The sequence below is a fragment of the Vibrio sp. NH-UV-68 genome, assembly GCF_042940635.1.
Classification (GTDB): Bacteria; Pseudomonadota; Gammaproteobacteria; order Enterobacterales; family Vibrionaceae; genus Vibrio; species Vibrio pacinii.
In genome coordinates this window covers 2,539,012-2,561,721 of the sequence record NZ_CP134975.1, presented here as the reverse complement: position 1 = coordinate 2,561,721, position 22,710 = coordinate 2,539,012, and the positions used below count along the sequence as shown (strand labels likewise).

20 protein-coding genes are annotated in these 22,710 nt (G+C 46.0%); 16 read left to right on the top strand and 4 right to left on the bottom strand.

Translation table 11 applies throughout. The annotated features are described in order from the left end of the window. The first annotated feature begins 58 nt into the window (after positions 1 to 58). The 4 genes from ViNHUV68_RS11715 to ViNHUV68_RS11700 all read left to right on the top strand — a co-directional run bounded on the left by ViNHUV68_RS11715 (position 59) and on the right by ViNHUV68_RS11700 (position 5,710). The gene (locus ViNHUV68_RS11715) at positions 59 to 1,018 is read left to right on the top strand and encodes a TIGR01212 family radical SAM protein (protein WP_038174174.1); all 960 of its coding nucleotides are present in this window, start codon (positions 59 to 61) and stop codon (positions 1,016 to 1,018) included. Positions 1,019 to 1,066: 48 nt separating this feature from the next. Then, positions 1,067 to 2,815, top strand: coding sequence for a diguanylate cyclase domain-containing protein (locus ViNHUV68_RS11710; protein ID WP_391088256.1), 1,749 nt, complete (start codon positions 1,067 to 1,069; stop codon positions 2,813 to 2,815). An 81-nt stretch (positions 2,816 to 2,896) separates the two neighbouring features. Beyond that, positions 2,897 to 5,254, top strand: coding sequence for an aerobic respiration two-component sensor histidine kinase ArcB (gene arcB, locus ViNHUV68_RS11705; protein WP_391088254.1), 2,358 nt, complete (start codon positions 2,897 to 2,899; stop codon positions 5,252 to 5,254). A 9-nt stretch (positions 5,255 to 5,263) separates the two neighbouring features. Then, positions 5,264 to 5,710 (top strand): hypothetical protein, encoded by a 447-nt coding sequence (locus ViNHUV68_RS11700; RefSeq protein ID WP_038174171.1) that lies wholly within the window; start codon positions 5,264 to 5,266, stop codon positions 5,708 to 5,710. A gap of 76 nt (positions 5,711 to 5,786) precedes the next feature. Here ViNHUV68_RS11700 and tolC read toward each other — a convergent pair whose 3' ends face one another. Continuing rightward, positions 5,787 to 7,127, bottom strand: a complete 1,341-nt coding sequence (gene tolC / locus ViNHUV68_RS11695; protein WP_038174169.1) for an outer membrane channel protein TolC — start codon at positions 7,125 to 7,127, stop codon at positions 5,787 to 5,789. Positions 7,128 to 7,360: 233 nt separating this feature from the next. Between tolC and nudF the strand changes: the two genes are divergently transcribed. The 6 genes from nudF (at position 7,361) to parC (ending at position 14,241) form a co-directional block, all read left to right on the top strand. Then, positions 7,361 to 7,990, top strand: a complete 630-nt coding sequence (gene nudF, locus ViNHUV68_RS11690; protein WP_038174168.1) for an ADP-ribose diphosphatase — start codon at positions 7,361 to 7,363, stop codon at positions 7,988 to 7,990. Then, complete coding sequence (locus tag ViNHUV68_RS11685; protein WP_038174167.1) at positions 7,978 to 8,418, top strand: DUF1249 family protein; 441 nt, start codon at positions 7,978 to 7,980, stop codon at positions 8,416 to 8,418. The genes nudF and ViNHUV68_RS11685 overlap by 13 nt, the downstream gene beginning before the upstream one ends. A gap of 9 nt (positions 8,419 to 8,427) precedes the next feature. Beyond that, positions 8,428 to 9,249: a 3',5'-cyclic-AMP phosphodiesterase gene (gene cpdA, locus ViNHUV68_RS11680; protein WP_391088252.1), complete on the top strand. Its 822-nt coding sequence runs from the start codon at positions 8,428 to 8,430 to the stop codon at positions 9,247 to 9,249. A 26-nt stretch (positions 9,250 to 9,275) separates the two neighbouring features. Continuing rightward, complete coding sequence (gene yqiA, locus ViNHUV68_RS11675; RefSeq protein WP_100752097.1) at positions 9,276 to 9,857, top strand: esterase YqiA; 582 nt, start codon at positions 9,276 to 9,278, stop codon at positions 9,855 to 9,857. Positions 9,858 to 10,083: 226 nt separating this feature from the next. After that, positions 10,084 to 11,964: a DNA topoisomerase IV subunit B gene (parE, locus tag ViNHUV68_RS11670; protein ID WP_038174161.1), complete on the top strand. Its 1,881-nt coding sequence runs from the start codon at positions 10,084 to 10,086 to the stop codon at positions 11,962 to 11,964. A 3-nt stretch (positions 11,965 to 11,967) separates the two neighbouring features. Continuing rightward, complete coding sequence (gene parC / locus ViNHUV68_RS11665; protein WP_391088250.1) at positions 11,968 to 14,241, top strand: DNA topoisomerase IV subunit A; 2,274 nt, start codon at positions 11,968 to 11,970, stop codon at positions 14,239 to 14,241. Positions 14,242 to 14,293: 52 nt separating this feature from the next. Here the strand turns inward: parC and degS are convergent, their stop codons facing one another. The 3 genes from degS to zapG all read right to left on the bottom strand — a co-directional run bounded on the left by degS (position 14,294) and on the right by zapG (position 17,442). Then, entirely contained in the window at positions 14,294 to 15,358 is a 1,065-nt protein-coding gene (gene degS, locus ViNHUV68_RS11660; RefSeq protein ID WP_391088248.1) for an outer membrane-stress sensor serine endopeptidase DegS, read from the bottom strand. 128 nt (positions 15,359 to 15,486) lie between these two features. Further along, entirely contained in the window at positions 15,487 to 16,854 is a 1,368-nt protein-coding gene (locus ViNHUV68_RS11655) for a DegQ family serine endoprotease (RefSeq protein WP_038174157.1), read from the bottom strand. Positions 16,855 to 16,980: 126 nt separating this feature from the next. Next, positions 16,981 to 17,442: a Z-ring associated protein ZapG gene (gene zapG / locus ViNHUV68_RS11650; RefSeq protein ID WP_391088246.1), complete on the bottom strand. Its 462-nt coding sequence runs from the start codon at positions 17,440 to 17,442 to the stop codon at positions 16,981 to 16,983. 152 nt (positions 17,443 to 17,594) lie between these two features. Between zapG and zapE the strand changes: the two genes are divergently transcribed. The 6 genes from zapE to ViNHUV68_RS11620 all read left to right on the top strand — a co-directional run bounded on the left by zapE (position 17,595) and on the right by ViNHUV68_RS11620 (position 22,703). Further along, positions 17,595 to 18,701 carry a cell division protein ZapE gene (zapE, locus tag ViNHUV68_RS11645; protein WP_038174154.1) on the top strand — a complete coding sequence of 369 codons (1,107 nt, stop codon included), beginning with the start codon at positions 17,595 to 17,597 and terminating at the stop codon, positions 18,699 to 18,701. Positions 18,702 to 18,944: 243 nt separating this feature from the next. Then, the gene (rplM, locus tag ViNHUV68_RS11640) at positions 18,945 to 19,373 is read left to right on the top strand and encodes a 50S ribosomal protein L13 (RefSeq protein ID WP_038174153.1); all 429 of its coding nucleotides are present in this window, start codon (positions 18,945 to 18,947) and stop codon (positions 19,371 to 19,373) included. A gap of 15 nt (positions 19,374 to 19,388) precedes the next feature. Then, positions 19,389 to 19,781 (top strand): 30S ribosomal protein S9, encoded by a 393-nt coding sequence (rpsI, locus tag ViNHUV68_RS11635; RefSeq protein ID WP_038174151.1) that lies wholly within the window; start codon positions 19,389 to 19,391, stop codon positions 19,779 to 19,781. 329 nt (positions 19,782 to 20,110) lie between these two features. Then, positions 20,111 to 20,704 (top strand): ubiquinol-cytochrome c reductase iron-sulfur subunit, encoded by a 594-nt coding sequence (petA, locus tag ViNHUV68_RS11630; RefSeq protein ID WP_038174149.1) that lies wholly within the window; start codon positions 20,111 to 20,113, stop codon positions 20,702 to 20,704. After that, on the top strand, positions 20,704 to 21,969 hold the full coding sequence (locus ViNHUV68_RS11625) for a cytochrome bc complex cytochrome b subunit (RefSeq protein ID WP_038174148.1): 1,266 nt from the start codon (positions 20,704 to 20,706) through the stop codon (positions 21,967 to 21,969). Before petA ends, ViNHUV68_RS11625 begins: the two co-directional genes overlap by 1 nt. After that, positions 21,966 to 22,703 carry a cytochrome c1 gene (locus ViNHUV68_RS11620; RefSeq protein ID WP_038174147.1) on the top strand — a complete coding sequence of 246 codons (738 nt, stop codon included), beginning with the start codon at positions 21,966 to 21,968 and terminating at the stop codon, positions 22,701 to 22,703. Before ViNHUV68_RS11625 ends, ViNHUV68_RS11620 begins: the two co-directional genes overlap by 4 nt. Positions 22,704 to 22,710: the final 7 nt, after the last annotated feature.

Here is a 22,710-nt window from a genome sequence, read left to right as displayed (position 1 = left end):
AGTGTAATTTAATTACATTGATCTTAATGATATTTATTTCGTTTTGAGCGAGTGTCGCATGCAACTTCATCAACTGGTCAATACCATTGGACAAGATTTACAGCGCCGTTATGGAGAGAAGGTGCATAAGCTCACTTTACATGGTGGCTTCAGTTGCCCAAATCGAGACGGAACCATAGGTAAAGGCGGCTGTACTTTTTGTAACGTTGCTTCTTTTGCTGATGAGCAAGCGCAAATCCACAGCATCGAACAGCAACTCTTCGATCGCGCCGGTGAAATTACCCGAGCGAAAAAATACCTCGCATACTTTCAAGCCTATACCAGTACTTACGCAGAAGTTCAGGTATTGAAGAGCATGTATGAGCAAGCGCTTGAGTGTGCGGATATTGTTGGCTTGTGTGTCGGTACTCGTCCTGATTGTGTGCCAGATGCGGTATTAGAACTGCTGTCGGGGTATGTCGAACAAGGGTATGAGATTTGGCTTGAGCTTGGCTTACAAACAGCCAATAACACGACGCTTAAGCGTATTAATCGTGGCCACGATTTTGAGTGTTACGCAGAGATCACTCAACGTGCACGCGCGTTGGGCATTAAAGTGTGTACCCATCTTATTGTGGGGTTACCGAAAGAGACCCGAGATGACAATGTAGCGACTCTACAACAGGTTTTGGCGGTTGGTACCGACGGCATCAAATTACACGGTTTGCATATTGTCGAAGGCAGCACAATGGCGAAGGCGTGGAAAGCGGGGCGGCTTGAGGCCCCTGAGCTGGATCAATACGTTGCAATCGCCAGTGAATTGATTCGCATGACACCTGCCGATGTGGTTTATCATCGCGTCTCTTCTGCCGCACGTAGGCCAACGCTGCTGGCGCCATTGTGGTGTGAAAATCGTTGGCTGGCGATGACAGAAATTGGCCGAACACTTGATCAAGATGGTCCTCAGGGGTCGCTTCTAAATCAACCATTTATATATACAAAACCAATAATAAAGGCTGATGATTCGGCAATAACCTGATATCTTTTGTACCATTATGTCATGGGCATTATGAATTAGAGTGATCGAATGGAGCCATTTCTAGTTTGGTTGTGGGAGACATCACGAGAATATTGGATTGATGTTGTCATCATTACGCTGTTTTGTTGTGTGATGTTGGCGCTCTATATTCGCATTCAAGCACACATCACTGATCTGATGCTCTCGTCGCCACACGCGGTACTTGTGATCGACGGCCAAAGTGGCCAACTGTTGTTGGCAAATTGCGTGGCGAGCGAGCTGTTGGCCGTTCGTGTGGTCGGTAAACAGTTTATTTTACCGGATTTAGTGACCGCTCCATTTCTCTTGTCAATTATTGCTCCTCTTAAGCTGCACCCTCGCACTTCGCATTTACTCACCTGGCCAATTTCAGATAACAATAATGTCAAATTGGATGTTACTGGGCGCAAAACTTGGTTTCGCCATCGTGTGGTTTGGACGCTGCATTTTTCGGCGCATCAAAGCACGACTGAAGAACTTCAAGCTCAAGTCGCGTCGCTATCGGTGATCAAAAGTGCCTTTGATAATTTGTCTGAACTGATCTTTATTAAAAATCAAACGGGTCAGCTAGTTTCAACCAATCGCGCTTTTAAAAATTTCTGGCAAGGACGTGAAGAAGAGGGAAGTGCAGATATTCACGGCATTATTAAAGGCCGCGCTAGCAATCGCCGCTGGACCATTACTCCAGATGGCCGCAGTTGTCTGTTGGAAAGCTATCAAAGTGTTCTGATTGCTTCGGATGGAGAGTCGATTGGGACGCTCGGCATTAGCCATGATGTGACTGATTGGCACAACATGCAAAAGAACCTGCGTGATGAGATGGAAAAGCGCCGTGACACCGAAGTGGCCTTGGCTCAACGCGATACCATCTTACAAAATATCCTTGAATCGAGCCCAGATTCGATCGGCATCTTTAACGAAAACATGGTTTATCAAGCGTGTAATCAACCTTTCGTTGAAGCGTTGGGGATTGCACACGTCGATGATTTGATTGGTAAACGATTGCAAGATGTCATTGATGATGATGTCTATCAACGCTTATCTGACACCGATAATAAGGTGTTATACGAAGGTAAGTCTTTACGTTACATCGACCGTGTGATGGGAAGTGATGGGGAGTTTATTTGGTACGATGTAGTGAAATCACCGTTTCGCGACCCTGCCTCGGGGACTAATGGCGTGTTAATCATGGCGCGTGATGTTTCCGAGCGTTATCTGGCAGAGCAGAAACTAGAAGAAGCCAATCAAGAATTAGAGCGTTTGAGCTTTATTGATGGCTTAACTCAAATTGCTAATCGCCGCCGCTTTAACGAACAGTTAGAGACCGTATGGTATTTGCATATTCGTGAAAAGCAGCCACTGACGGTGATGCTGTGTGATATCGACTACTTCAAGCATTATAATGATTTGTATGGCCACCAACGTGGTGATGAAGCGTTGATTAAAGTGGCCAAGGTCTTTCAGCAGGTGCTGACTCGTTCAAGCGATTGTGTCGCCCGTTATGGGGGCGAAGAGTTTGCTTTTATTTTGCCCAATACCACCACCGATGGGGCACTTAAAGTTGCTCAGCGCATCCATCAAGGAATTGCTGACTTGTCACTTGAACACCAAGCGTCCGATGTGTCGACGCAGGTCACCATTAGTATTGGTTTGATGTCACTTACGCCACAACCTCTTGATAGCCGTGAAATTATCGTGGCGTTGGCCGACAGTGCGCTCTATCAAGCCAAAGCCAATGGCCGTAATCAAACCTGTGTGCATCACACATCAGAGAATTAACCCATTATCGATAAAGGTTTTTTTAGCTGTCGCTGAGGAAAACAGGTAAAATTTTACCACTGTTACCGTGCGGAGCTGTGAATGAAGCCAATTAAAAACCTCGCTCAGTATTATGTCGATCTGCTTGTTAAACTGGGCATTCTACGTTTTTCTATTCTCCTTGCCTTGGCGCTCGTTGCTCTTGCCGTTGTGGTTCAAGTTGGTATTACTTTAGTCCTCAGTGGGCATGTCGATGATATCGATATTGTCCGCTCGGTGTTCTTTGGTTTGTTAATTACCCCTTGGGCGGTGTACTTCCTTTCCGTGGTGGTTGATCAATTAGAAGAGTCTCGCCAACGTCTTTCTAAGTTGGTGTCGAAGCTCAAAGACATGCGCTCGCGTGACCAAGAACTGAATCAAAAGCTGCAGCAAAATATTGCCAAGCTCAATCAAGAGATTGAAGAGCGGATTAAAGCCGAAGAAGCACGTGAGGAAGCGATGAAAGACCTCGAAAATGAGGTATTTCAGCGTGAGAGAACTCAGGTCGAACTGGCTGAGCGAACCGCTTTACTGCGCTCGTTTATTGATGCCTCACCTGATCTTATCTATTACCGTAATGCCGATGGTGTGTTTTCCGGTTGTAACCGGGCAATGGAGGAATTGACCGGCAAGAAAGAGAGCCAGTTAGTCGGCCTGACGCCATGGGATGTGTACAGCAAAGAGGTCGCTCAACAAATTGTTGATACCGATCAGAGAGTGTTTGCTGACAACCAAGCGCTGACCTATGAGCAGTGGCTTGAATACCCTGATGGCAGACGTAACTACTTCGAACTACGCAAAGTGCCCTTTTACAGTAAAGAGGGGCGTCACCTAGGATTGGTGGGCTTTGGCCGAGACATTACCGAACGCAAACGTCACGAAGAGTCATTAGAGAAGGCGAGTCGCGATAAGACCACCTTCATTTCGACCATCAGTCATGAATTGAGAACGCCGCTCAATGGCATTGTCGGCTTGAGTCGGATGCTGCTTGATACGCAGCTAACGCCTGAGCAGCGCAATCATATGCAAACCATCAACGTCAGTGCGATTACCTTAGGTAATATTTTCAACGACATCATCGATATGGATAAGTTTGATCGTCGTAAACTTGAGCTTTACCCTGCGCCGCTTAACTTTGAAGAGTTTATCGCTGAGATGGAAAGTATTTCAGCCTTGATGGCCTCACAGAAAGGGCTTCGCTTTGATTTAGAGCGGCTCAGTGATCTGCCGACGGCGATTGAGGTGGATGCGACCCGCTTGCGCCAAGTGCTGTGGAATCTAGTCAGCAATGCAATGAAGTTTACCAAGGAAGGTGGGGTCGTGATGTCCGTTAGCTCTGAAGTGGACGGAGACTTCGCTAATATTGTCATGGAAGTGGAAGACAGTGGGATTGGCATACCAGACGAAGAACTGGATAAGATATTTGCAATGTATTATCAAGTTAAGTCGGGTAAAGATAACCTGCATGCGGTCGGAACTGGTATCGGGTTGGCGGTTTCTAAACAGTTGATCAAGATGATGGACGGCGATATTACCGTTTCAAGTGAAGAAGGTTTTGGTAGCACATTCACGGTGGCCATTCGTGTGCCTCTGGCGCAGAGTCCTCAGTTACCAGCGCTGCAGTCGGCGACCTCGCAAGAGCTTAATATTTTTATGGTAGAAGATATTGAACTCAACATCACCGTTGCTCGCTCATTGCTAGAAAGCATGGGCCACGAAGTTTCGGTGGCAATGACGGGCATGGAAGCGATGGAGATGTTTGATCCAGAAATTTACGATCTGGTGTTTTTAGATATTCAATTGCCCGACATGACAGGTTTTGATGTCGCGGAATACTTTAGGCGCACCTATTCTGATTTACCACCGTTAGTCGCATTGACCGCCAATGTGTTGAAAAACAAACGTGAATATCTCGATAAAGGAATGGATGACGCGATCAGTAAGCCGCTATCGGTGACGGCGATGCAAGAGGTGCTGGCTAAGTTCTCTCCCGCAAAAGCGCAACCGGAAGAGGTGTCTGTTGCCACTGCAAGCGAGCCAGAACTCAGTGAAAGTGAAGAGATATATTATCGTCTGCTTGATCTCGATATGCTCGAATCGTATATCAGTATCGTTGGGCCTCAGCCGGTACTCGATAGTATCGTGATGTTTGAAGAGATGATGCCGGAATACCTCCAAGTTCTTGATTCAAACATGGTAGCTAAACATCAAGAGGGGATCGTTTCTGAAGCGCATAAAATAAAAGGTGCGGCAGGATCGATTGGCCTTAAGCATATCCAAAGGGTCGCACAAAAAGCGCAATCGCCGGATTTACCTGCGTGGTGGGAAAATATCGACGATTGGGTTGAAGAGATGAAGAATGAGTATGACAATGATATACAAATTCTTAAACAGTGGTTAAGACAAAGGTCAAATGGCTAAGGTGAAACAATGAACAAATTCGCATTTATCAGTCTAGGCGCCGCTCTGCTGGTGGGGTGTAGCACTCAGCCGATGGATTGGCAGCAAGATCAACCTGTGACCATCTCTGAGGCGACCGTGACGCTGAAAAGCACCGTGTGGATTGATATGATGCCGGCGATCGGTGAAGGGCAAGACAATATCTTACATGGTTCACTGTTACTCGACTCTGAACAGGGGCTAACGCCAACGATCAATGTTGAAGTGGTCTCGATTCAACAGGGTGAGCAGGTATGGCTAATCGAAGGTGAAGCCGTCGAATTGCGTACTTATAGCCCAAATCAATGGGAAGTGGCGTTCGAGTGGCAAGTACCGTTAGATCCAGAACAGCCAGTGGATATTGCGTTGCAATTGAGTGACCAGGGCAAAAAGGCTTGGGTGGTCAATAAACAAGTGGCGGTCGACAAGATTTACTAACTTGGAACGATCGTCTCAGACAATAAAAAAGGCTTGCTCTCAATGAGCAAGCCTTTTGTTTTTAAACAAGTTTAAACTAGCTTTTCTTTAAACCAGCGTTGATGTCTAAGACATCTTGCTCGCTTAACGTACCAACAGCTTGGCGCAGTTGCAGTACGCTTAAAATGTAATCGTAACGTGCGTTAGATAAGTTCTTGTTGGCATCGTAAAGGCGACGTGTTGAATCAAGAACGTCAACGATAGTACGTGTACCGACATCGAACCCAGCTTCTGTTGCTTCGAGAGCTGAGCGTGCTGAAACCACCGTCTGTTCATAAGCACGCAGGGCGCCAATCGAAGCGCTGATGTTGTTGTTGAAGGCACGAACATCTTTGACTACGTTGCGGTAAGACGCTTCAAGATCTTGGCTTGCTGCCACATAGTTGAATTCAGCTTGCTTAGTTTGTGAGCTAATATTACCACCGGTGTAAAGCGGTACGCTGAGGTTGACGCCAATATTAAAGTTGTTGGTCGTAGAGTCTGAATTAAAGCCAGTAGAACCAATACCAGTATTAGAGAGATCACCATAACTGTAACCACCATCTAATGTTAAAGAAGGTAGATGGCCTGAACTGGCAAGAGAAATATTGTCTTTTGCAACGTCTTGAGCAATACGTGCAGATAACAAGCTTAAGTTTTTCTGCTGGGCTTCTTCAAGCAGTGCATCAATCGCGGCTTGGGTTTTTGTGGCAGAGAAACGTTGAGTATCAAGTACGTCTAGATCGTCGTGCTGTTGGCCAGTGATTTCACGCAGACCTTCGTAGCTATTGACTAGGCTATTTTGCGCGAGTACTTCATCGGCTAACACAGCGTCGTATTGTGCTTGTGCATCATGCACGTCAGTAATCGCTGATAAGCCCACTTCAAAACGTTGCTTGGTTTGCTCAAGTTGACGGCCAACCGCGGCTTTTTCTGCTTGGACGAACTCTAAATTATCTTGGGCGCGCAGTACGTTAAAGTAAGCGGTTGAAACACGAAGAATAAGCGCTTGCTGGGTTGCCGCGAATGATGCGTCGGCTTGACGAGCGGTTTTCTCGGACACATCGAGTGTGAGCCAGCTTGAACGTTGATATAACTCTTGCGAGAAGTTAATCCCGGCCGTGAGTGCGTTTTGGTCGTTATCACGTGTCGTACCCGAGTCGAGGTCTGTATCGCCACGGGTTAAATTATAGCCAGCAGTTAAATTGATTTGTGGTAACAAAGTTGAGCGGCTAGAGTTCACTGCTTCAAAGGCGGCATCACGCTTCGCAGCGGCGCTTAATAGCGTTGGGTCGTTTTCTTTCGCTTGATTGTAGATTTCCGCTAGTGTGTCAGCTAGAGCAGAGGTACTCATACTGCCTAAGGCTGCACTAATAACGAATGGAAGCAGTTTCTTCATAGATCTTATTCCTAGCAAATTATGAAAAATTTTAATCTTCAAGAGTTTAACTTAAATGGTAGTCATTCGTTCAAAAAAATTGCAAAGTTTTACACTTAACTATCCACTTGAACAGTATGCTCAATTCATCAATTTAAAATATTTTATAAAAATTATATAAAAAGTTGAGCCATATCCTTGGAAGTTAAGCATCTGTCTGAGTAAACTATAAGATTCACTCAGTGAGGTGCCAAATGCAACAGTCTGACGATCAACAACACTCATTTACTGCACAAGATGTCAAAATAATCTCAAAAGAAATACTCTTTCAAGGTTTTTTCTCTATGGTGAAGTATCGCTTCAAGCATAAGTTGTTTGCTGGTGGCTGGAGTGAGGTGATAGAGCGCGAGATGTTTGAGCGTGGCCACGCTGCCGCTTTGTTACCCTATGACCCGGTGACTGACCAAGTGGTGATTATCGAACAAATTCGTGTTGGTGCGCTTGAACATTCGCGCCCTTGGCAGCTTGAAATCGTAGCTGGCATGATTGACCGCCAAGAGAGTGCACAAGAGGTGGTTCGTCGCGAAGCGGTTGAAGAGGCAGGCATCGATATTGGTGTGATTGAAAAAGTTACCTCTTATTATCCCTCTGCGGGTGGCTGCTCTGAATTGTTGGATGTGTACGTTGGTCAGGTAGATGCAACGACAGCGCATGGCGTTCATGGTTTAGACTATGAAGGTGAGGATATCCGTGTACATGTGGTATCACGACAACAAGCTTACCAATGGGTAGTGGAAGGAAAGTTTGAAAACGGCGCCTCGATCATTGCGCTGCAATGGTTAGAGCTAAACCACCAACGGTTGAAAACACAATGGCACAAGTAGCAGAAAAAAAACCGTATCATGTTGATCTTTCAGACCTGATGCGTACATACGAGACCAATTACGCCAAACTGAACGCTTTGTTGCCAAATCAACCAAGCGTGGATGATGTGCGTTGCTACCAAGCCGCGTCCATGACCTATCAAATACAAGTGGTAGAAGTCACAAAGTACACAACTTTGGTTGATATCTGTCAAAGTGATGACGTTCCAGTATTTCCATTGCCAACAATGTCTGTCAGGCTCTATCACGACGCTCGAGTGGCTGAAGTGAGTCGTTGTGAGCACCTGCAACGTGTTAATGCTCGCTATGAATATCCTAACGACAAAATGCTGCAGCAAGATGAGAAAGTACAGCTGAATCGATTTTTAGGTGATTGGCTTTCGTTTTGTTTGCGACAGGGTATCAGTCGCACTCCATTGAATATTTAGGTTTATGTTTTGAAAGTAACGTCAAGTTCATCAGATAGCAGTACGATTAAGCTAGTCCAGATTACTGACACTCACTTGTTTGAGCCAGCGGACGGCACTTTGCTGAGCGTTAAAACCCTCGACAGTTTTAATGCTGTCGTCGCGGCCGTTGCTGCGCAAGAGTTTTCATTTGATGCAATCCTATCAACCGGGGATATTTCGCAAGATCACAGTGCGGGTTCGTATCAACGTTTTTCTGAGGGGATTGCCCCATTAAATAAAACCTGTTTTTGGCTGCCAGGTAACCACGACTTTAAACCGAGCATGCAATCGGTATTGCCTTCTTGCCAAATTGAGCAGATCGAGCATGTGCTGCTCGGTGAGCATTGGCAAATGATCATGTTGGACTCTCAGGTCGTCGGTGTTCCCCATGGTCGGTTAAGTGATCAACAGTTGCAGTTGCTTGAAGACAAATTGGCACAATACCCACAGCGTCATACTTTAGTGCTACTGCATCATCACCCATTATTAGTTGGTAGTCGCTGGTTGGATCAGCATACGCTGAAAGATGCCGAGAATTTCTGGCAAGTAGTTGAAAAATACAACAATGTTAAAGCGGTTATGTGTGGACATGTTCATCAAGATATGAATGTCGTTCATCAAGGTGTACGTGTTATGGCGACACCGTCAACTTGTATTCAATTTAAACCCAATAGCGATGATTTTGCGTTGGATACGCTGTCTCCAGGTTGGCGTGAGCTTGAGCTTTACTGCGATGGGAACTTGAGTACTCAAGTAAAACGTCTTGCGCCAGGGAGCTTCCAACCTGATTTCACTTCTGCAGGTTATTAATAGCGGCAGATTTTAAGGATATTCACATGAAACCATCACTACTGCTTTATATTCATGGGTTTAACAGCTCTCCGCTATCGCTTAAAGCCAACCTAATGCGCGACTATTGTCATCAACATCGTCCCGAGATAAAAGTAGTGATTCCTCAGTTACCTTGTTTTCCTCAGCAAGCGGCGCAGCACTTACTGGATATTGTCAATCAACATCAGCAGGACTACCGTATCGGTTTAGTCGGTAGCTCTTTGGGTGGCTATATGTCGATGTGGCTTAATGCTCAGTTTGGTTTTAAAGCAGTGTTGGTCAATCCAGCGATCAAGCCTTATGAATTATTAGCCGACTTTCTTGGTGAGCAAGAAAACCCGTACACTCACGAACGCTATACCCTTGAAAATAAACATATCGAAGAGCTCAAAGCGCTCGATACTCCAGTAATTGAACGGCCGAACGATTTTTGGCTATTGCAGCAAACAGACGATGAAGTTTTAGACTATCGTCAAGCCGTTGGTCACTTATCAGGCTCGCAACAAACCGTCGAGCAAGGCGGTAACCACAGTTTTGTTGGCTTTGAACGTTACCCTGAGTCAATCATTGAATTCCTCGAGCTTTGATGCTCATTGAGGGAAGAGTCATAAATTTACTTGTTACTTCGATCTCTCTCTTGACATAATTGGGTCTGTTCCAGACTATGTCTCACCAGTACTTGTGTGGATTTAGTGCGATTGGTTATTCGTTAACAGCAATGCTCAAGCACAATAGTCTTGTCGTTTGGCGCAAATGCCTGATGAATCGCCCACCAAGTTTATCTTTTTTTTCTCTATAACGATATTCCGTATTATGACTGAACAATATAATGCAGGAGCCATTGAGGTTCTTAATGGTTTGGAGCCAGTACGTCGCCGACCAGGGATGTATACGGATACAGCACGCCCTAACCACTTAGGTCAGGAAGTCATCGATAACAGTGTCGATGAAGCACTCGCTGGACACGCTTCAAAAGTTCAAGTGATTTTGCATGCCGACCAATCACTCGAAGTGACCGACGATGGTCGTGGCATGCCTGTTGATATTCACCCAGAAGAGAAAGTGTCTGGGGTCGAACTCATCTTATGTAAATTGCATGCAGGTGGTAAGTTCTCAAATAAAAGCTATCAATTCTCCGGTGGTTTACACGGCGTTGGTATCTCGGTGGTAAACGCGCTGTCCAAGCGAGTTGAAGTCACCGTGCGCCGCGATGGTCAAGTGTATGAAATCGCGTTTGAACATGGTGATAAAGTCTCTGATTTAACGGTGACCGGTACTTGTGGCCGCCGCAATAAGGGGACCAGTGTTCATTTCTGGCCAGAGACCAAATATTTTGATTCAGGTAACTTCTCAGTAACGCGCTTAGTCAATAACTTGCGAGCCAAAGCCGTTCTTTGCCCAGGGCTCGAGATTACCTTTAGCGATCGAGTCAATGGTAAAGAGTACCAATGGCTTTACGAAGATGGCCTCAAAGATTACCTAGCTGAAGGCGTGAAAGGGTATACGGTGTTACCTGAGGAGCCTTATACCGGTGAGTTTACCGCAGAAACTGAAGCGGCGAACTGGGCGATAATTTGGCAACCAGAAGGCGGTGATATGATCACCGAGAGCTACGTTAACTTGATCCCTACCGCGCAAGGGGGCACTCACGTTAACGGTTTACGCCAAGGCCTGCTTGATGCGATGCGTGAATTCTGTGAGTTCCGTAATCTACTTCCTCGTGGCGTGAAGCTGACTGGCGATGATGTTTTTGATCGCTGCTCGTATGTCTTGTCAGTGAAAATGCAAGATCCTCAGTTTGCGGGTCAAACCAAAGAGCGTTTGTCTTCTCGTCAAACTGCGGCGTTTGTGTCTGGTGTGGTTAAGGACTCGTTTAGCCTGTGGCTTAATGAGAAACCGCAACTGGCTGAATTGCTGGCAGAAGTGTGTATTGCTAATGCACACCGCCGTATGCGGGCGAGTAAGAAGGTGGTGCGTAAGAAAGTGGCCTCAGGCCCAGCACTGCCAGGTAAGCTCACCGACTGTTCACAACAAGATCTAAGCCGTACTGAAATCTTCTTTGTCGAAGGGGACTCAGCAGGCGGTAGTGCTAAGCAAGCACGTGATCGTGAATTTCAAGCGGTAATGCCGCTGCGCGGTAAGATTCTTAATACTTGGGAAGTGTCATCGGATCAAGTACTGGCTTCGCAAGAAGTGCATGACATATCCGTCGCGCTTGGTATTGACCCTGACAACGATGATCTTGGTGGTTTACGTTACGGTAAGATCTGTATTCTTGCCGATGCGGACTCGGATGGATTGCACATCGCCACCTTATTGTGTGCGCTGTTTACCCGTCATTTCCGTGCATTGGTCGAAGCTGGACATATCTATGTCGCGATGCCGCCACTGTATCGTATCGATTGTGGTAAAGAAGTATTTTATGCCCTTGATGACGACGAAAAAGAGGGCGTTTTAGAGCGTTTGTCGAAGAAGAAAGCCAAGATTAATGTGCAGCGATTCAAAGGTCTGGGTGAAATGAACCCACTGCAACTGCGTGAAACTACGATGGATCCCAATACGCGTCGTCTGGTTCAGCTCACTATCGATGATAGTGATGCGACCATCGAGATGATGGATATGTTGTTAGGCAAAAAACGTGCAGATGACCGTCGGGCTTGGCTACAAAATTACGGCGATATGGCAGAGGTTTAACGAATGTCGACAGAAATTACTTATGATGGCGTTGAACAGTTGCCAATGCGCAAGTTCACTGAAGACGCTTATCTCAACTACTCAATGTACGTCATCATGGACCGAGCATTGCCATACATTGGCGATGGCCTTAAACCGGTTCAGCGACGCATAATCTACGCAATGTCGGAGCTGGGTCTTTCAGCATCGGCGAAGTATAAAAAATCGGCACGTACCGTTGGTGATGTGCTCGGTAAATATCATCCGCACGGCGACTCGGCTTGTTATGAAGCGATGGTGCTGATGGCTCAGCCGTTCTCGTACCGTTATCCTTTGGTCGATGGTCAAGGGAACTGGGGTGCACCAGATGACCCTAAATCGTTCGCAGCGATGCGTTATACCGAAGCGAAATTGTCTAAATTCGCAGAGGTTTTGCTGGGTGAACTTGGCCAAGGTACGGTTGAGTGGCAGCCAAACTTTGATGGCACAATGAAAGAGCCACAAATGCTGCCAGCGCGACTGCCGCATATATTGCTTAACGGTGTGACAGGTATTGCTGTTGGTATGGCGACAGACATTCCACCACATAATGTGCGTGAAGTCGCGGATGCCACGATTCATCTGATTGACAACCCTAACGCAGAATTGGCCGATGTGATGACTCACATTCAAGGCCCTGATTACCCGACTGAAGCTGAAATTATTTCACCTAAAGCCGAACTCGAGAAAATTTATCGTACTGGTCGTGGCAGCATCAAAATGCGTGCGGTGTGGCATAAAGAAGGCAGTGACATTGTTATCTCGGCACTGCCACATCAAGTGTCTGGCGCTAAGCTTCTTGAGCAGATCGCCAATCAAATGCGCGCTAAAAAGTTGCCAATGGTTGATGATTTACGTGACGAGTCTGATCACGAAAACCCAACCCGCATTGTGGTAGTGCCTCGTTCAAATCGAATCGACTGTGATCAGTTGATGAACCACCTGTTTGCCTCAACGGATTTAGAGAAGAACTTCCGGGTAAACTTGAACATGATTGGTCTCGACAATCGTCCGCAAGTGAAAGGGCTAGTACAGATTCTTGCGGAGTGGATTGAGTTTCGTCGTTCGACCGTACGTCGCCGCTTGCAATATCGTCTTGATAAAGTCATGGCTCGCTTACACATCTTGGAAGGTTTGCTGGTGGCTTACCTCAACCTTGATGAGGTGATTGAGATCATCCGTACCGAAGATGATCCTAAAGCCGTGCTAATGGCGCGCTTTGGTATTACTGACATTCAAGCAGACGCGGTGCTAGACACCAAGCTTCGTAATCTTGCCAAGCTTGAAGAAATGAAGATTCGTGGTGAGCAAGCAGAGCTGGAAAAAGAGCGTGAGAAACTAGAACAGTTACTGGGCTCTGAGCGCCGTCTGAATACATTGATTAAGAAAGAGATTAAAGCGGACGCTGAAAAGTATGGTGATGACCGCCGTTCACCGATCGTTGAGCGTGCGGAAGCAAAAGCGCTGACCGAGCGCGACTTGGTGCCAAGTGAACCGATCACAGTCGTATTATCTGAAAAAGGCTGGATTCGTCATGCGAAAGGTCATGATGTCGATGCTGAAGGCCTCAACTATAAATCGGGTGATAATTTCCTTGCAGCAGCGCGAGGAAAGAGCAGTCAACAAGCAGTATTCATTGGCAGTGATGGACGTAGCTATTCGTTAGAGTCCCACTCATTACCTTCTGCACGTAGTCAGGGCGAGCCGATTACCGGACGACTGAATATCAATGCCGGTACCAATATCCGTCATGTCGTGATGGGTGAGGAAGAACAGCTATGGTTAGTTGGATCCGATGCTGGTTACGGATTTGTGTGTAAAGGTAGTGATTTATTGTCGAAAAATCGCAGCGGTAAAGCCTTGGTGACCTTGCCACTTAACTCACAAGTATTGACGCCGAAATGTGTTGGTGATCTCGATCATGATGAGATTTTAGCAATTACTAACCAAGGTCGTATGTTGCTCTTCCCGATCAAAGATTTACCACAATTAGGTAAAGGTAAAGGCAATAAGATCATCAATATTCCAGCGGCTAAAGCGAAAGAGCGAGAAGAGTATGTTTCACACCTTATCGCCTTGCCACAAGGCAGCGCTATCACTCTGTATGCAGGAAAACGTAAGTTAGGTCTTAAAGTGGCCGATCTTGACAACTTCCGTGGCGAGCGAGGTCGACGTGGTAGTTTGTTACCGCGTGGTCTGCAGCGAGTGACTCGGATTGAAGTTGAGTCGACGCATACTGAGCCTGATAACGAAGAGTAAATAAACAAAAACCCATGCCACGGCATGGGTTTTTTATTTTTGAGCGAAGTGGTTATTCGCGCGTGTCTTCTTGTATGGTTACGTTGAGTGTTTTCTCTTCGCCTTTGCGCAAGACGAGGACATCAACGCTGGTACCTGGTCTAAGTTCTGTGACCAGATCCATGACACTTTGGCGGCCGTTAATTTTCTGCCCATCTATCTTCAAAATAATATCTTGCGCTTCAAAGCCAGCTTCGGCTGCGGGACCATTTGGATCAATACCGAGTACCACAATGCCGCCTAGGTGTTCGTTACCGAGCAAGCGGGAAGTCACTGAGTTGATGTCTTGGCCATCAATGCCAATATAGCCACGGATAACTCGTCCATCAGCAATGATTTTTTGCATGATTTTATTGGCTAGCGAGTAGGGAATCGCAAATGAGATGCCATAAGTTTCAAGCTCAGTAGCTTGTTGGAATGAAGCGGTATTGATACCGACTAATTCACCACGGGTATTGACCAAAGCGCCGCCAGAATTACCTTCATTAATCGCAGCATCGGTTTGAATAAATGCTTGGTGGCCGTCGGCGCTAATTGAAGAGCGCCCGGTGGCAGAAATAATGCCGAAGGTGGTGGTTTGACCTAAGTTGTACGGGTTACCAATCGCCAAAACCACATCGCCGACTTTGGGATTATATTGTGGATTAAGAGGAATCACGGGTAAGTTGTCCCCTTCGACGCTTAAGATGGCAATATCGGTGCGACGATCTTTACCGACCAACTGAGCGGCGGCGACACGGCCATCTTGCAGCGCAACAATAATCTGATCGGCTTGAGCCACAACGTGATAGTTGGTAATGATGTAACCTTTTTCACTCACGATAACGCCAGAGCCGAGTCCTTGCGTTAATAGCTTGGAGCGATCATCCTCAGTGTACTTGCGGCTATAAATATTAACGACGGCAGGCGCTGCTTTACGTACTGCGGTATTAAAAGATATTTGCGCTTGCGGACTCATGTCAGTACTTGGTTCGATGCTGGGAGGGAGCACGGTGGAGCGAAGGGAGGGCATGGTGACTAAAAGCAGGACTGCCGTGGCTAAACCCAAGCCAACAGAGCGCAATATGAATTGCAGCATACTTCCTCATCAATCGTAATAGTAAATAAGTTGGGCAAGAATAGCACTAGATGAGAGAAGAAGAAAAGGACAGCGACGATAGAGTGGCTGTCCTTTACAAGCGATGTCGCGTTTTTACCCGTGTCAGTTTAACGAATGACTAAGTAAATACTGCGATCGCCACGTTGAATATTCAACGCGAGTACACCAGGCTGTTTTTCAAGCGCCTGTCTGAAATCAGCTAGGTTCTTAATTCGCTGCCGATTGACACCGATAATGATGTCGCCTTTTTGCAACTGGTAAGCTTCTGCTTTTGAACCTGGCTCGATCGCGCTGACTTTGACCCCTTGAACTGAGTCACTGGCGTTGGTGTTGGTCAACTCAGCCCCAGATAACCCTTCATGCAGTTTGTCAGCTGTGGTTTTGACATTGGTTTGCTCACCGAGCACAACGTCAAATGACTTCTGTTTACCATCACGAACCACACCTAGCGTGATTGATTTTCCTGCGCCCAATGTGGCGACTTTTGCTCGCAGTTCGCTAAATGAGTTTATTGACTTGCCGTTAATCGACACAATCACGTCACCCGCTTCAAGCCCTGCGTTATCGGCAGCGCTGTCTGGCACCACTTGACTAACAAAAGCACCTTTACTTGATTCATAACCTAACGCGTCAGCCAGTTCAGAAGTTATCTCGCCACCTTGAACACCGAGCATTCCGCGTTTCACTTCACCAAACTCAAGGATTTGGGCAGTGAGGTTATTCATCATATTAGATGGAATCGCAAAACCAATGCCGACGTTGCCGCCATTTGGCCCCAAAATCGCAGTGTTAATACCCACCAATTCGCCGTTCAGGTTAACCAGTGCACCACCAGAGTTACCGCTGTTGATTGCCGCATCGGTCTGGATAAAGTTCTCAAAATTTTCAATGTTGAGGCCACTTCGCCCTAACGCTGAAATAATCCCTGAAGTCACTGTCTGGCCGAGGCCAAATGGGTTACCAATCGCGACAGCAAAATCACCGACACGCAATTTGTCCGAGTCGGCTATTTTTACTTCGGTCAGGTTTTTGGCTTTTTCAAGTTTGAGCAGTGCGACATCAGACATCTGATCGCCACCGACAAGTTCGGCATCGTACTCTCGGCCATCATGCAGTTTGACGCGAATCTTTTCTGCGCCATTAATGACGTGGTAGTTAGTCACTATATGGCCTTTGTCTGCATCAATAATAACGCCAGAGCCTAATCCCCGAAATGGACGTTCTTGCAATTGCTCCGTTGGAAAGTCGGGGCCAAAGAAGAAACGAAATTGTTCGGGAACATGCTGTCTAGAGACTTGAGTGCCTTCTACAGAAATGCTGACCACGGCGGGAGTGACTCTTTCCAGCATAGGTGCCAAGCTTGGCATCTGTTCACCACTCACAGCGAACGGCAGGGCTGCCGTTGCCTGAATGGGAGTGATGATTGAACTTAAGCTAAGTGAAAGAACTGTTAATGCGAGCAAAGGTTTTTTCATCGGATACTCCTAATTTATTAACAACCCATGAATCTAATATTTGTACGAAACATTCGAAATCAAGGGACAGTTATCAAGAGTTATGACTAAAAAACCTTAGTAAAGTTCAGCATAATAAGATTGTTGTTATGACGCTTTAGCGGAAACCACGTCTTGAGAGTCGAGAATCTCTTTTTTATGATCTTTTAATAGACCAGTCGAACCTGAAGCGTAATCCTTCGGTGCTTCATTCAGTGGTTGAATATCAGCGCTATGATTGATTTCGCCGTTTTCAACGTTGTCTTGCTGCGTGATCTTCTTAATGAATGGGTTATCTTGTTCTGGAATAGCGGGCAACAATTCGGCAGAGGTTTTGGCCATATGCTGATAAAGCTTGGTGTACTCCTTACCAAGTGAATCGAGCATTTCTGCAGTTTGAGCGAAGTGATCGGTTAGATCTTGCTTCTGTTGTTCTAATTCGAATTTAGCACTGTCTAAATCTTTTTGTACGCTTTTCTGTTTTTTGTAACTTGGTGTGGTGAAACGAGAAATAGCGACACCAAGCACCAGACCAACAAGCAAGCCTACTAGGGCGTAGATCCAAGGCATAATTGCTCCTTATCATTGTTATTTAACATGTTTTTTACTGGTTAGTTACACATGTTCATTGGACATGTTACTATGAGAGCGTAAGCCAATAAAGCAAAATGCATGTGCTCTACATAGCAGTTTAACAGTCTTCTTCATCAGGTAACGAAGCGATGACGCCACTAGAAATCTACCAAAAAGATATAAAAGAACACGGTTTTCAAAAAGATGCGGCTCAACTTCAAGCCGTTTCCGCTCTTGATAGACTCTATCATGAGTTTATTGATTACATGGCGACACCCGTCGAAAAAAAAACACGCTGGCGTAACTGGTTTAATCGACCTGAACCGCAACCACATAACATACCTAAAGGGCTTTACTTTTGGGGCGGTGTTGGGCGTGGAAAAACCTATCTGGTTGATACTTTCTTTGAGGCATTACCGACCGAAAAAAAGATGCGAGTTCACTTTCACCGTTTTATGTACCGCGTACACGATGAACTGAATGCATTAGGTGATGTTAACGATCCATTGGAGCTGGTTGCTGATACCTTTAAAGCAGAGACAGAGATCATCTGTTTTGATGAGTTTTTTGTTTCTGACATTACTGACGCGATGATCTTAGGTACCTTGTTTCAAGCGCTATTTAAACGTGGCGTTATTTTGGTGGCGACATCGAATATCCCACCTAAAGATCTGTACCGCAATGGTTTACAGCGAGCACGCTTCCTTCCAGCGATTGAGCTTATTGAGACCAACTGTGAGGTATTGAATGTTGATAGTGGCATTGATTATCGACTACGGACGCTTGAGCAAGCTGAAATTTACCACTCGCCGCTCGATGAGCAGGCAGACAAGAACCTGCGTCATTATTACGAACAATTAGTTGGTGACAATAAACGTGTCGTCGACTCAATAGAGATTAACCATCGTCAGATTGATGTTATTCAGGCATCGGATGGGGTATTACACGCCAGTTTTGAACAACTATGCCAATCGGCACGCAGCCAAAATGACTATATTGAAATTTCACGTATTTACCATACGGTGCTGTTGGCCGATGTTAAGCAGATGGGATCTACGATAGATGATGCCGCCAGACGTTTTATTGCCTTGGTCGATGAGTTTTATGAGCGTCACGTTAAGTTAATCATCTCGGCACAAGTTGAACTGGGTGCACTATATACCGGTGGTCAGCTAGAGTTTGAATTTAAGCGCTGCCAATCTCGATTGATAGAAATGCAAAGTCATGAATACCTCGCGAGAGAGCATTTAGCTTAAGCTAGGAGCTATCTGGCTTGCCGGGCAAAAAAAAATACCTTTTTTGCCGAAAAGAGGTGATTTTTTCAACTGACTTCTCTATAATCCTGCGACCCACCGTTACTGCAGACCTTGATTATCGAAGGTATTTCGACATAACGGGTCGAGAGTGCAACCACTCGAAGGGGTGTTGACTGGACTCTTAGTCAGTGGGAGCGAAAGCTCCTTAAGTGTAAATCTAAATATTAACGGGTTATTATTAGCATGAAAACTTTCGTTGCTAAACCAGAAACTGTAAAACGCGACTGGTATGTTGTAGACGCTGAAGGTAAAACTCTTGGCCGTCTAGCAAGTGAAATTGCATCTCGCCTACGTGGCAAACATAAAGCTGAATACACTCCTCACGTTGACACTGGTGATTACATCATCGTTATCAATGCAGAGAAAGTTACTGTAACTGGTAACAAGGCTAAAGGTAAAATTTACTACCGTCACTCTGAATTTCCAGGCGGCCTAAAATCAATCACTTTTGAAAAGCTGATTGATCGTAAGCCTGAGATGGCGATTGAGCTAGCGGTTAAAGGTATGCTACCACGTGGTCCTCTTGGCCGTGCTATGTACCGTAAGCTGAAAGTTTACGCTGGCGCTGAGCACAACCATGTTGCTCAACAACCACAAGTACTAGACATCTAATTGGGGATTTCGAAAATGGCAGAGAATCAATACTACGGCACTGGCCGTCGCAAAAGCTCAGCTGCGCGTGTTTTTATTAAACCAGGCAGCGGCAACATTGTAGTCAACAAGCGTAGCCTTGATGAGTACTTCGGTCGTCCAACTTCTCGCATGGTTGTTAAACAACCTCTAGAGCTAGTTGAACTAACTGATAAACTAGACCTATACGTTACTGTAAAAGGTGGCGGTATTTCAGGTCAGGCAGGTGCGATCCGTCACGGTATCACACGTGCTCTAATGGAATACGATGAGTCTTTCCGTCCTGCTCTACGTGCAGCTGGTTACGTTACTCGTGACGCTCGTTGCGTTGAACGTAAGAAAGTTGGTCTACGTAAAGCACGTCGTAAACCACAATTCTCTAAGCGTTAATCTTTTTTCGAAAAGATTTACGTTCAATGCTTGCATTGGAATGTGGATACAAAAGCCTGGCTTCTTGCCAGGCTTTTTTGTTTTTCTACTCTAAAAAAGTCCTATCTCCCCCGTACTTACTGATTGTTTTGTCTTAGTTATACTGCTTTTGTGACCTCATAGGCGATTCGCCTCACAAATGTTACAAAAAGGTAGCTTTATCTTGTCAAAAAGTAGGGTTTTATTTATCATTTGCCATCAAATAAATACAACTAAATTCGTATTTTGTTAGCCATGCTCTTTAAGCGGAATAATAACAATCCACAATGAGCAAATGGGAGAATGTTTGGATGAGCAATGCGCCTTTAAATAACGGTCGCAGACGTTTCTTAACTGCAACAACAGCTGTTGTTGGTGGTTTAGGGGCTGCTGCAGTCGCCGTTCCTTTTATTAAATCTTGGAACCCAAGTGAGAAAGCCAAAGCGGCGGGTGCCCCTGTTGAAGTTGATATCGGTAAACTTGAAGAAGGGCAAATGGTACGCGTCGAGTGGCGAGGAAAGCCGGTATGGGTAGTTCGCCGCGCACAATCAGTGGTTGATATGCTCAAAGATCTTGATGGTCAGTTACGTGACCCTTCTTCAGGCGAAGAACAGCAACCGACTTATGCTCAAAATGCTTACCGCTCAATAAAGCCTGAGTACTTTGTCGCGGTTGGTATCTGTACACACCTCGGGTGTTCACCTACTTATTTACCTGACAGTTTTAGCGAGCAAGTTCAGGGTGTGAAATCAGGATTCTTCTGCCCATGTCACGGTTCGAAATTTGACATGGCTGGACGTGTTTTCCAGGGCGTTCCAGCGCCATTAAATCTAGTTGTTCCTAAACATATGTATCTGAGCGATACCAAGATTATTATCGGTGTTGACGAAGAAGGGGAGGCATAATGCAAGCTCTACTTGATTGGGTAGAAAAACGCATACCCGCAATGAATGCGTACAAGAAGCACCTTTCTGAGTACCCGATGCCGAAGAACTTTAACTTCTGGTATCTGTTTGGCTCATTGGCAATGCTTGTTTTGGTCAACCAAATCCTTACGGGTATTTGGTTAACAATGAACTACGTCCCATCCGGTGATGGCGCGTTTGCCTCTGTTGAATACATCATGCGTGATGTCGAATACGGTTGGTTACTGCGTTATATGCACTCAACAGGCGCGTCAGCGTTCTTTGTTGTGGTCTACCTGCACATGTTCCGTGGCTTAATTTACGGCTCATACCAAAAGCCTCGTGAGCTTCTATGGCTGTTCGGTATGCTGATCTTCCTCGTGTTAATGGCAGAAGCTTTCATGGGATACCTACTCCCTTGGGGTCAGATGTCATACTGGGGTGCCCAGGTAATCATCTCGCTATTTGGTGCGATTCCGGTTATCGGTGATGACTTAACACTATGGATTCGTGGTGACTACGTTATCTCAGGTGCGACGCTAAACCGTTTCTTTGCACTGCACGTTATCGCGTTACCTATCGTGCTGTTATTGCTTATTGTTCTGCACGTACTTGCACTACATGAGGTGGGCTCGAATAACCCTGACGGCATTGAAACTAAACTGCCAAAAGGCTCTATGGGCGATGACTACCAGACGCAGTTTAAATTCCATAAAGACTATACGAAGAAGTACGACATCATCGATTCCGTTCCTTTCCACCCTTACGGGACAGTGAAAGACATGGTTGGTGTGGCTGGATTCTTGTTCCTGTTCTGTTACGTGCTGTTCTTCAACCCAGAGATGGGCGGTTACTTCCTTGAGCCACCTAACTTTGAAGCCGCTAACCCGCTAAAAACACCTGAGCATATTGCGCCAGTATGGTACTTCACGCCGTTCTACGCGATTCTACGTGCGGTTCCAGATAAGCTGCTGGGTGTTATTGCAATGGGCGCATCAATCGTAGTGCTATTCCTTCTGCCGTGGTTAGACCGTTGTAAAGTTCGTTCTTACCGTTACCGCAGTAAGTTCCATTTATTCAATATCATCCAGTTTACGATCAGCTTTATCGCGTTAGGCGTTCTAGGTGCGCTACCTGCAACACCAACTTATACGCTGCTAGCTCAGATCTTTAGCTTAGCTTACTTCATGTTCTTCGTACTGCTGTACTTCTACAGTAAGAACGAAGCGACTAAGCCACTACCAGAAAGGGTGACATTCAAATGAAAAAATGGATTGTAATTTTATTTGCAATGCTGCCTTCATTAGCGATGGCAGCGGGCGCGAAAGTACCACTTGATAAAGCAAACAACGATTTGACCGACCAAGCTTCGCTGCAAAATGGTGCGAAGTTGTTTATGAACTACTGTTTTGCCTGTCACTCAGCGCAATATCAGCGTTATGAGCGTGTCGGGCGTGATATTGGTATTCCTACTGATCTACTTAAAGAGAACCTTATCTTTGATCCTGAAGCTAAGGTAGGCGATCTGATGGAAAATGCTATGAGTGAAGACTCAGCAGCGAAATGGTTTGGTGCTCCACCGCCAGACCTAACGCTTGTGGCTCGCGTGCGAGGTACAGACTGGCTTTACACTTACCTGCGCTCTTTCTATGCAGACCCAAGTCGCCCATTTGGCGTCAACAACATTGTCTTCCCGAGCGTTGGTATGCCTCACGTTCTTGAAGAACTGCAAGGTATCCCTTCACCAGTTTACGAAACGCATATCGTAGATGGTCAGGAAGTGACTAAAGTGGTTGGCGTTGAATCAACTGGCACAGGCGAACTTAACCGTGAAGAGTACGACAACGCCGTGCGCGATCTGGTTAACTTCCTTGAGTACTCAGGTGACCCTGTCAAACTTGAGCGTCATGCTCTAGGTTGGTGGGCGATGGCTTTCCTTGTCATCTTCACTATCGTGGTTGTACTACTGAAGAAAGAGTATTGGCGTGATGTGCACTAATTGTGCT

Bases quoted from the DNA above. Each gene is read 5' to 3' on its own strand.
- zapE (WP_038174154.1), top strand. From the start codon at position 17,595: ATGACGCCACTAGAAATCTACCAAAAAGATATAAAAGAACACGGTTTT.
- ViNHUV68_RS11625 (WP_038174148.1), top strand. From the start codon at position 20,704: ATGCAAGCTCTACTTGATTGGGTAGAAAAACGCATACCCGCAATGAAT.
- rplM (WP_038174153.1), top strand. From the start codon at position 18,945: ATGAAAACTTTCGTTGCTAAACCAGAAACTGTAAAACGCGACTGGTAT.
- ViNHUV68_RS11715 (WP_038174174.1), top strand. From the start codon at position 59: ATGCAACTTCATCAACTGGTCAATACCATTGGACAAGATTTACAGCGC.
- parE (WP_038174161.1), top strand. From the start codon at position 10,084: ATGACTGAACAATATAATGCAGGAGCCATTGAGGTTCTTAATGGTTTG.
- degS (WP_391088248.1), bottom strand. From the start codon at position 15,358: ATGCTGCAATTCATATTGCGCTCTGTTGGCTTGGGTTTAGCCACGGCA.
- yqiA (WP_100752097.1), top strand. From the start codon at position 9,276: ATGAAACCATCACTACTGCTTTATATTCATGGGTTTAACAGCTCTCCG.
- nudF (WP_038174168.1), top strand. From the start codon at position 7,361: ATGCAACAGTCTGACGATCAACAACACTCATTTACTGCACAAGATGTC.
- rpsI (WP_038174151.1), top strand. From the start codon at position 19,389: ATGGCAGAGAATCAATACTACGGCACTGGCCGTCGCAAAAGCTCAGCT.
- ViNHUV68_RS11655 (WP_038174157.1), bottom strand. From the start codon at position 16,854: ATGAAAAAACCTTTGCTCGCATTAACAGTTCTTTCACTTAGCTTAAGT.
- parC (WP_391088250.1), top strand. From the start codon at position 11,968: ATGTCGACAGAAATTACTTATGATGGCGTTGAACAGTTGCCAATGCGC.
- arcB (WP_391088254.1), top strand. From the start codon at position 2,897: ATGAAGCCAATTAAAAACCTCGCTCAGTATTATGTCGATCTGCTTGTT.
- ViNHUV68_RS11700 (WP_038174171.1), top strand. From the start codon at position 5,264: ATGAACAAATTCGCATTTATCAGTCTAGGCGCCGCTCTGCTGGTGGGG.
- zapG (WP_391088246.1), bottom strand. From the start codon at position 17,442: ATGCCTTGGATCTACGCCCTAGTAGGCTTGCTTGTTGGTCTGGTGCTT.
- ViNHUV68_RS11710 (WP_391088256.1), top strand. From the start codon at position 1,067: ATGGAGCCATTTCTAGTTTGGTTGTGGGAGACATCACGAGAATATTGG.
- petA (WP_038174149.1), top strand. From the start codon at position 20,111: ATGAGCAATGCGCCTTTAAATAACGGTCGCAGACGTTTCTTAACTGCA.
- tolC (WP_038174169.1), bottom strand. From the start codon at position 7,127: ATGAAGAAACTGCTTCCATTCGTTATTAGTGCAGCCTTAGGCAGTATG.
- ViNHUV68_RS11685 (WP_038174167.1), top strand. From the start codon at position 7,978: ATGGCACAAGTAGCAGAAAAAAAACCGTATCATGTTGATCTTTCAGAC.
- ViNHUV68_RS11620 (WP_038174147.1), top strand. From the start codon at position 21,966: ATGAAAAAATGGATTGTAATTTTATTTGCAATGCTGCCTTCATTAGCG.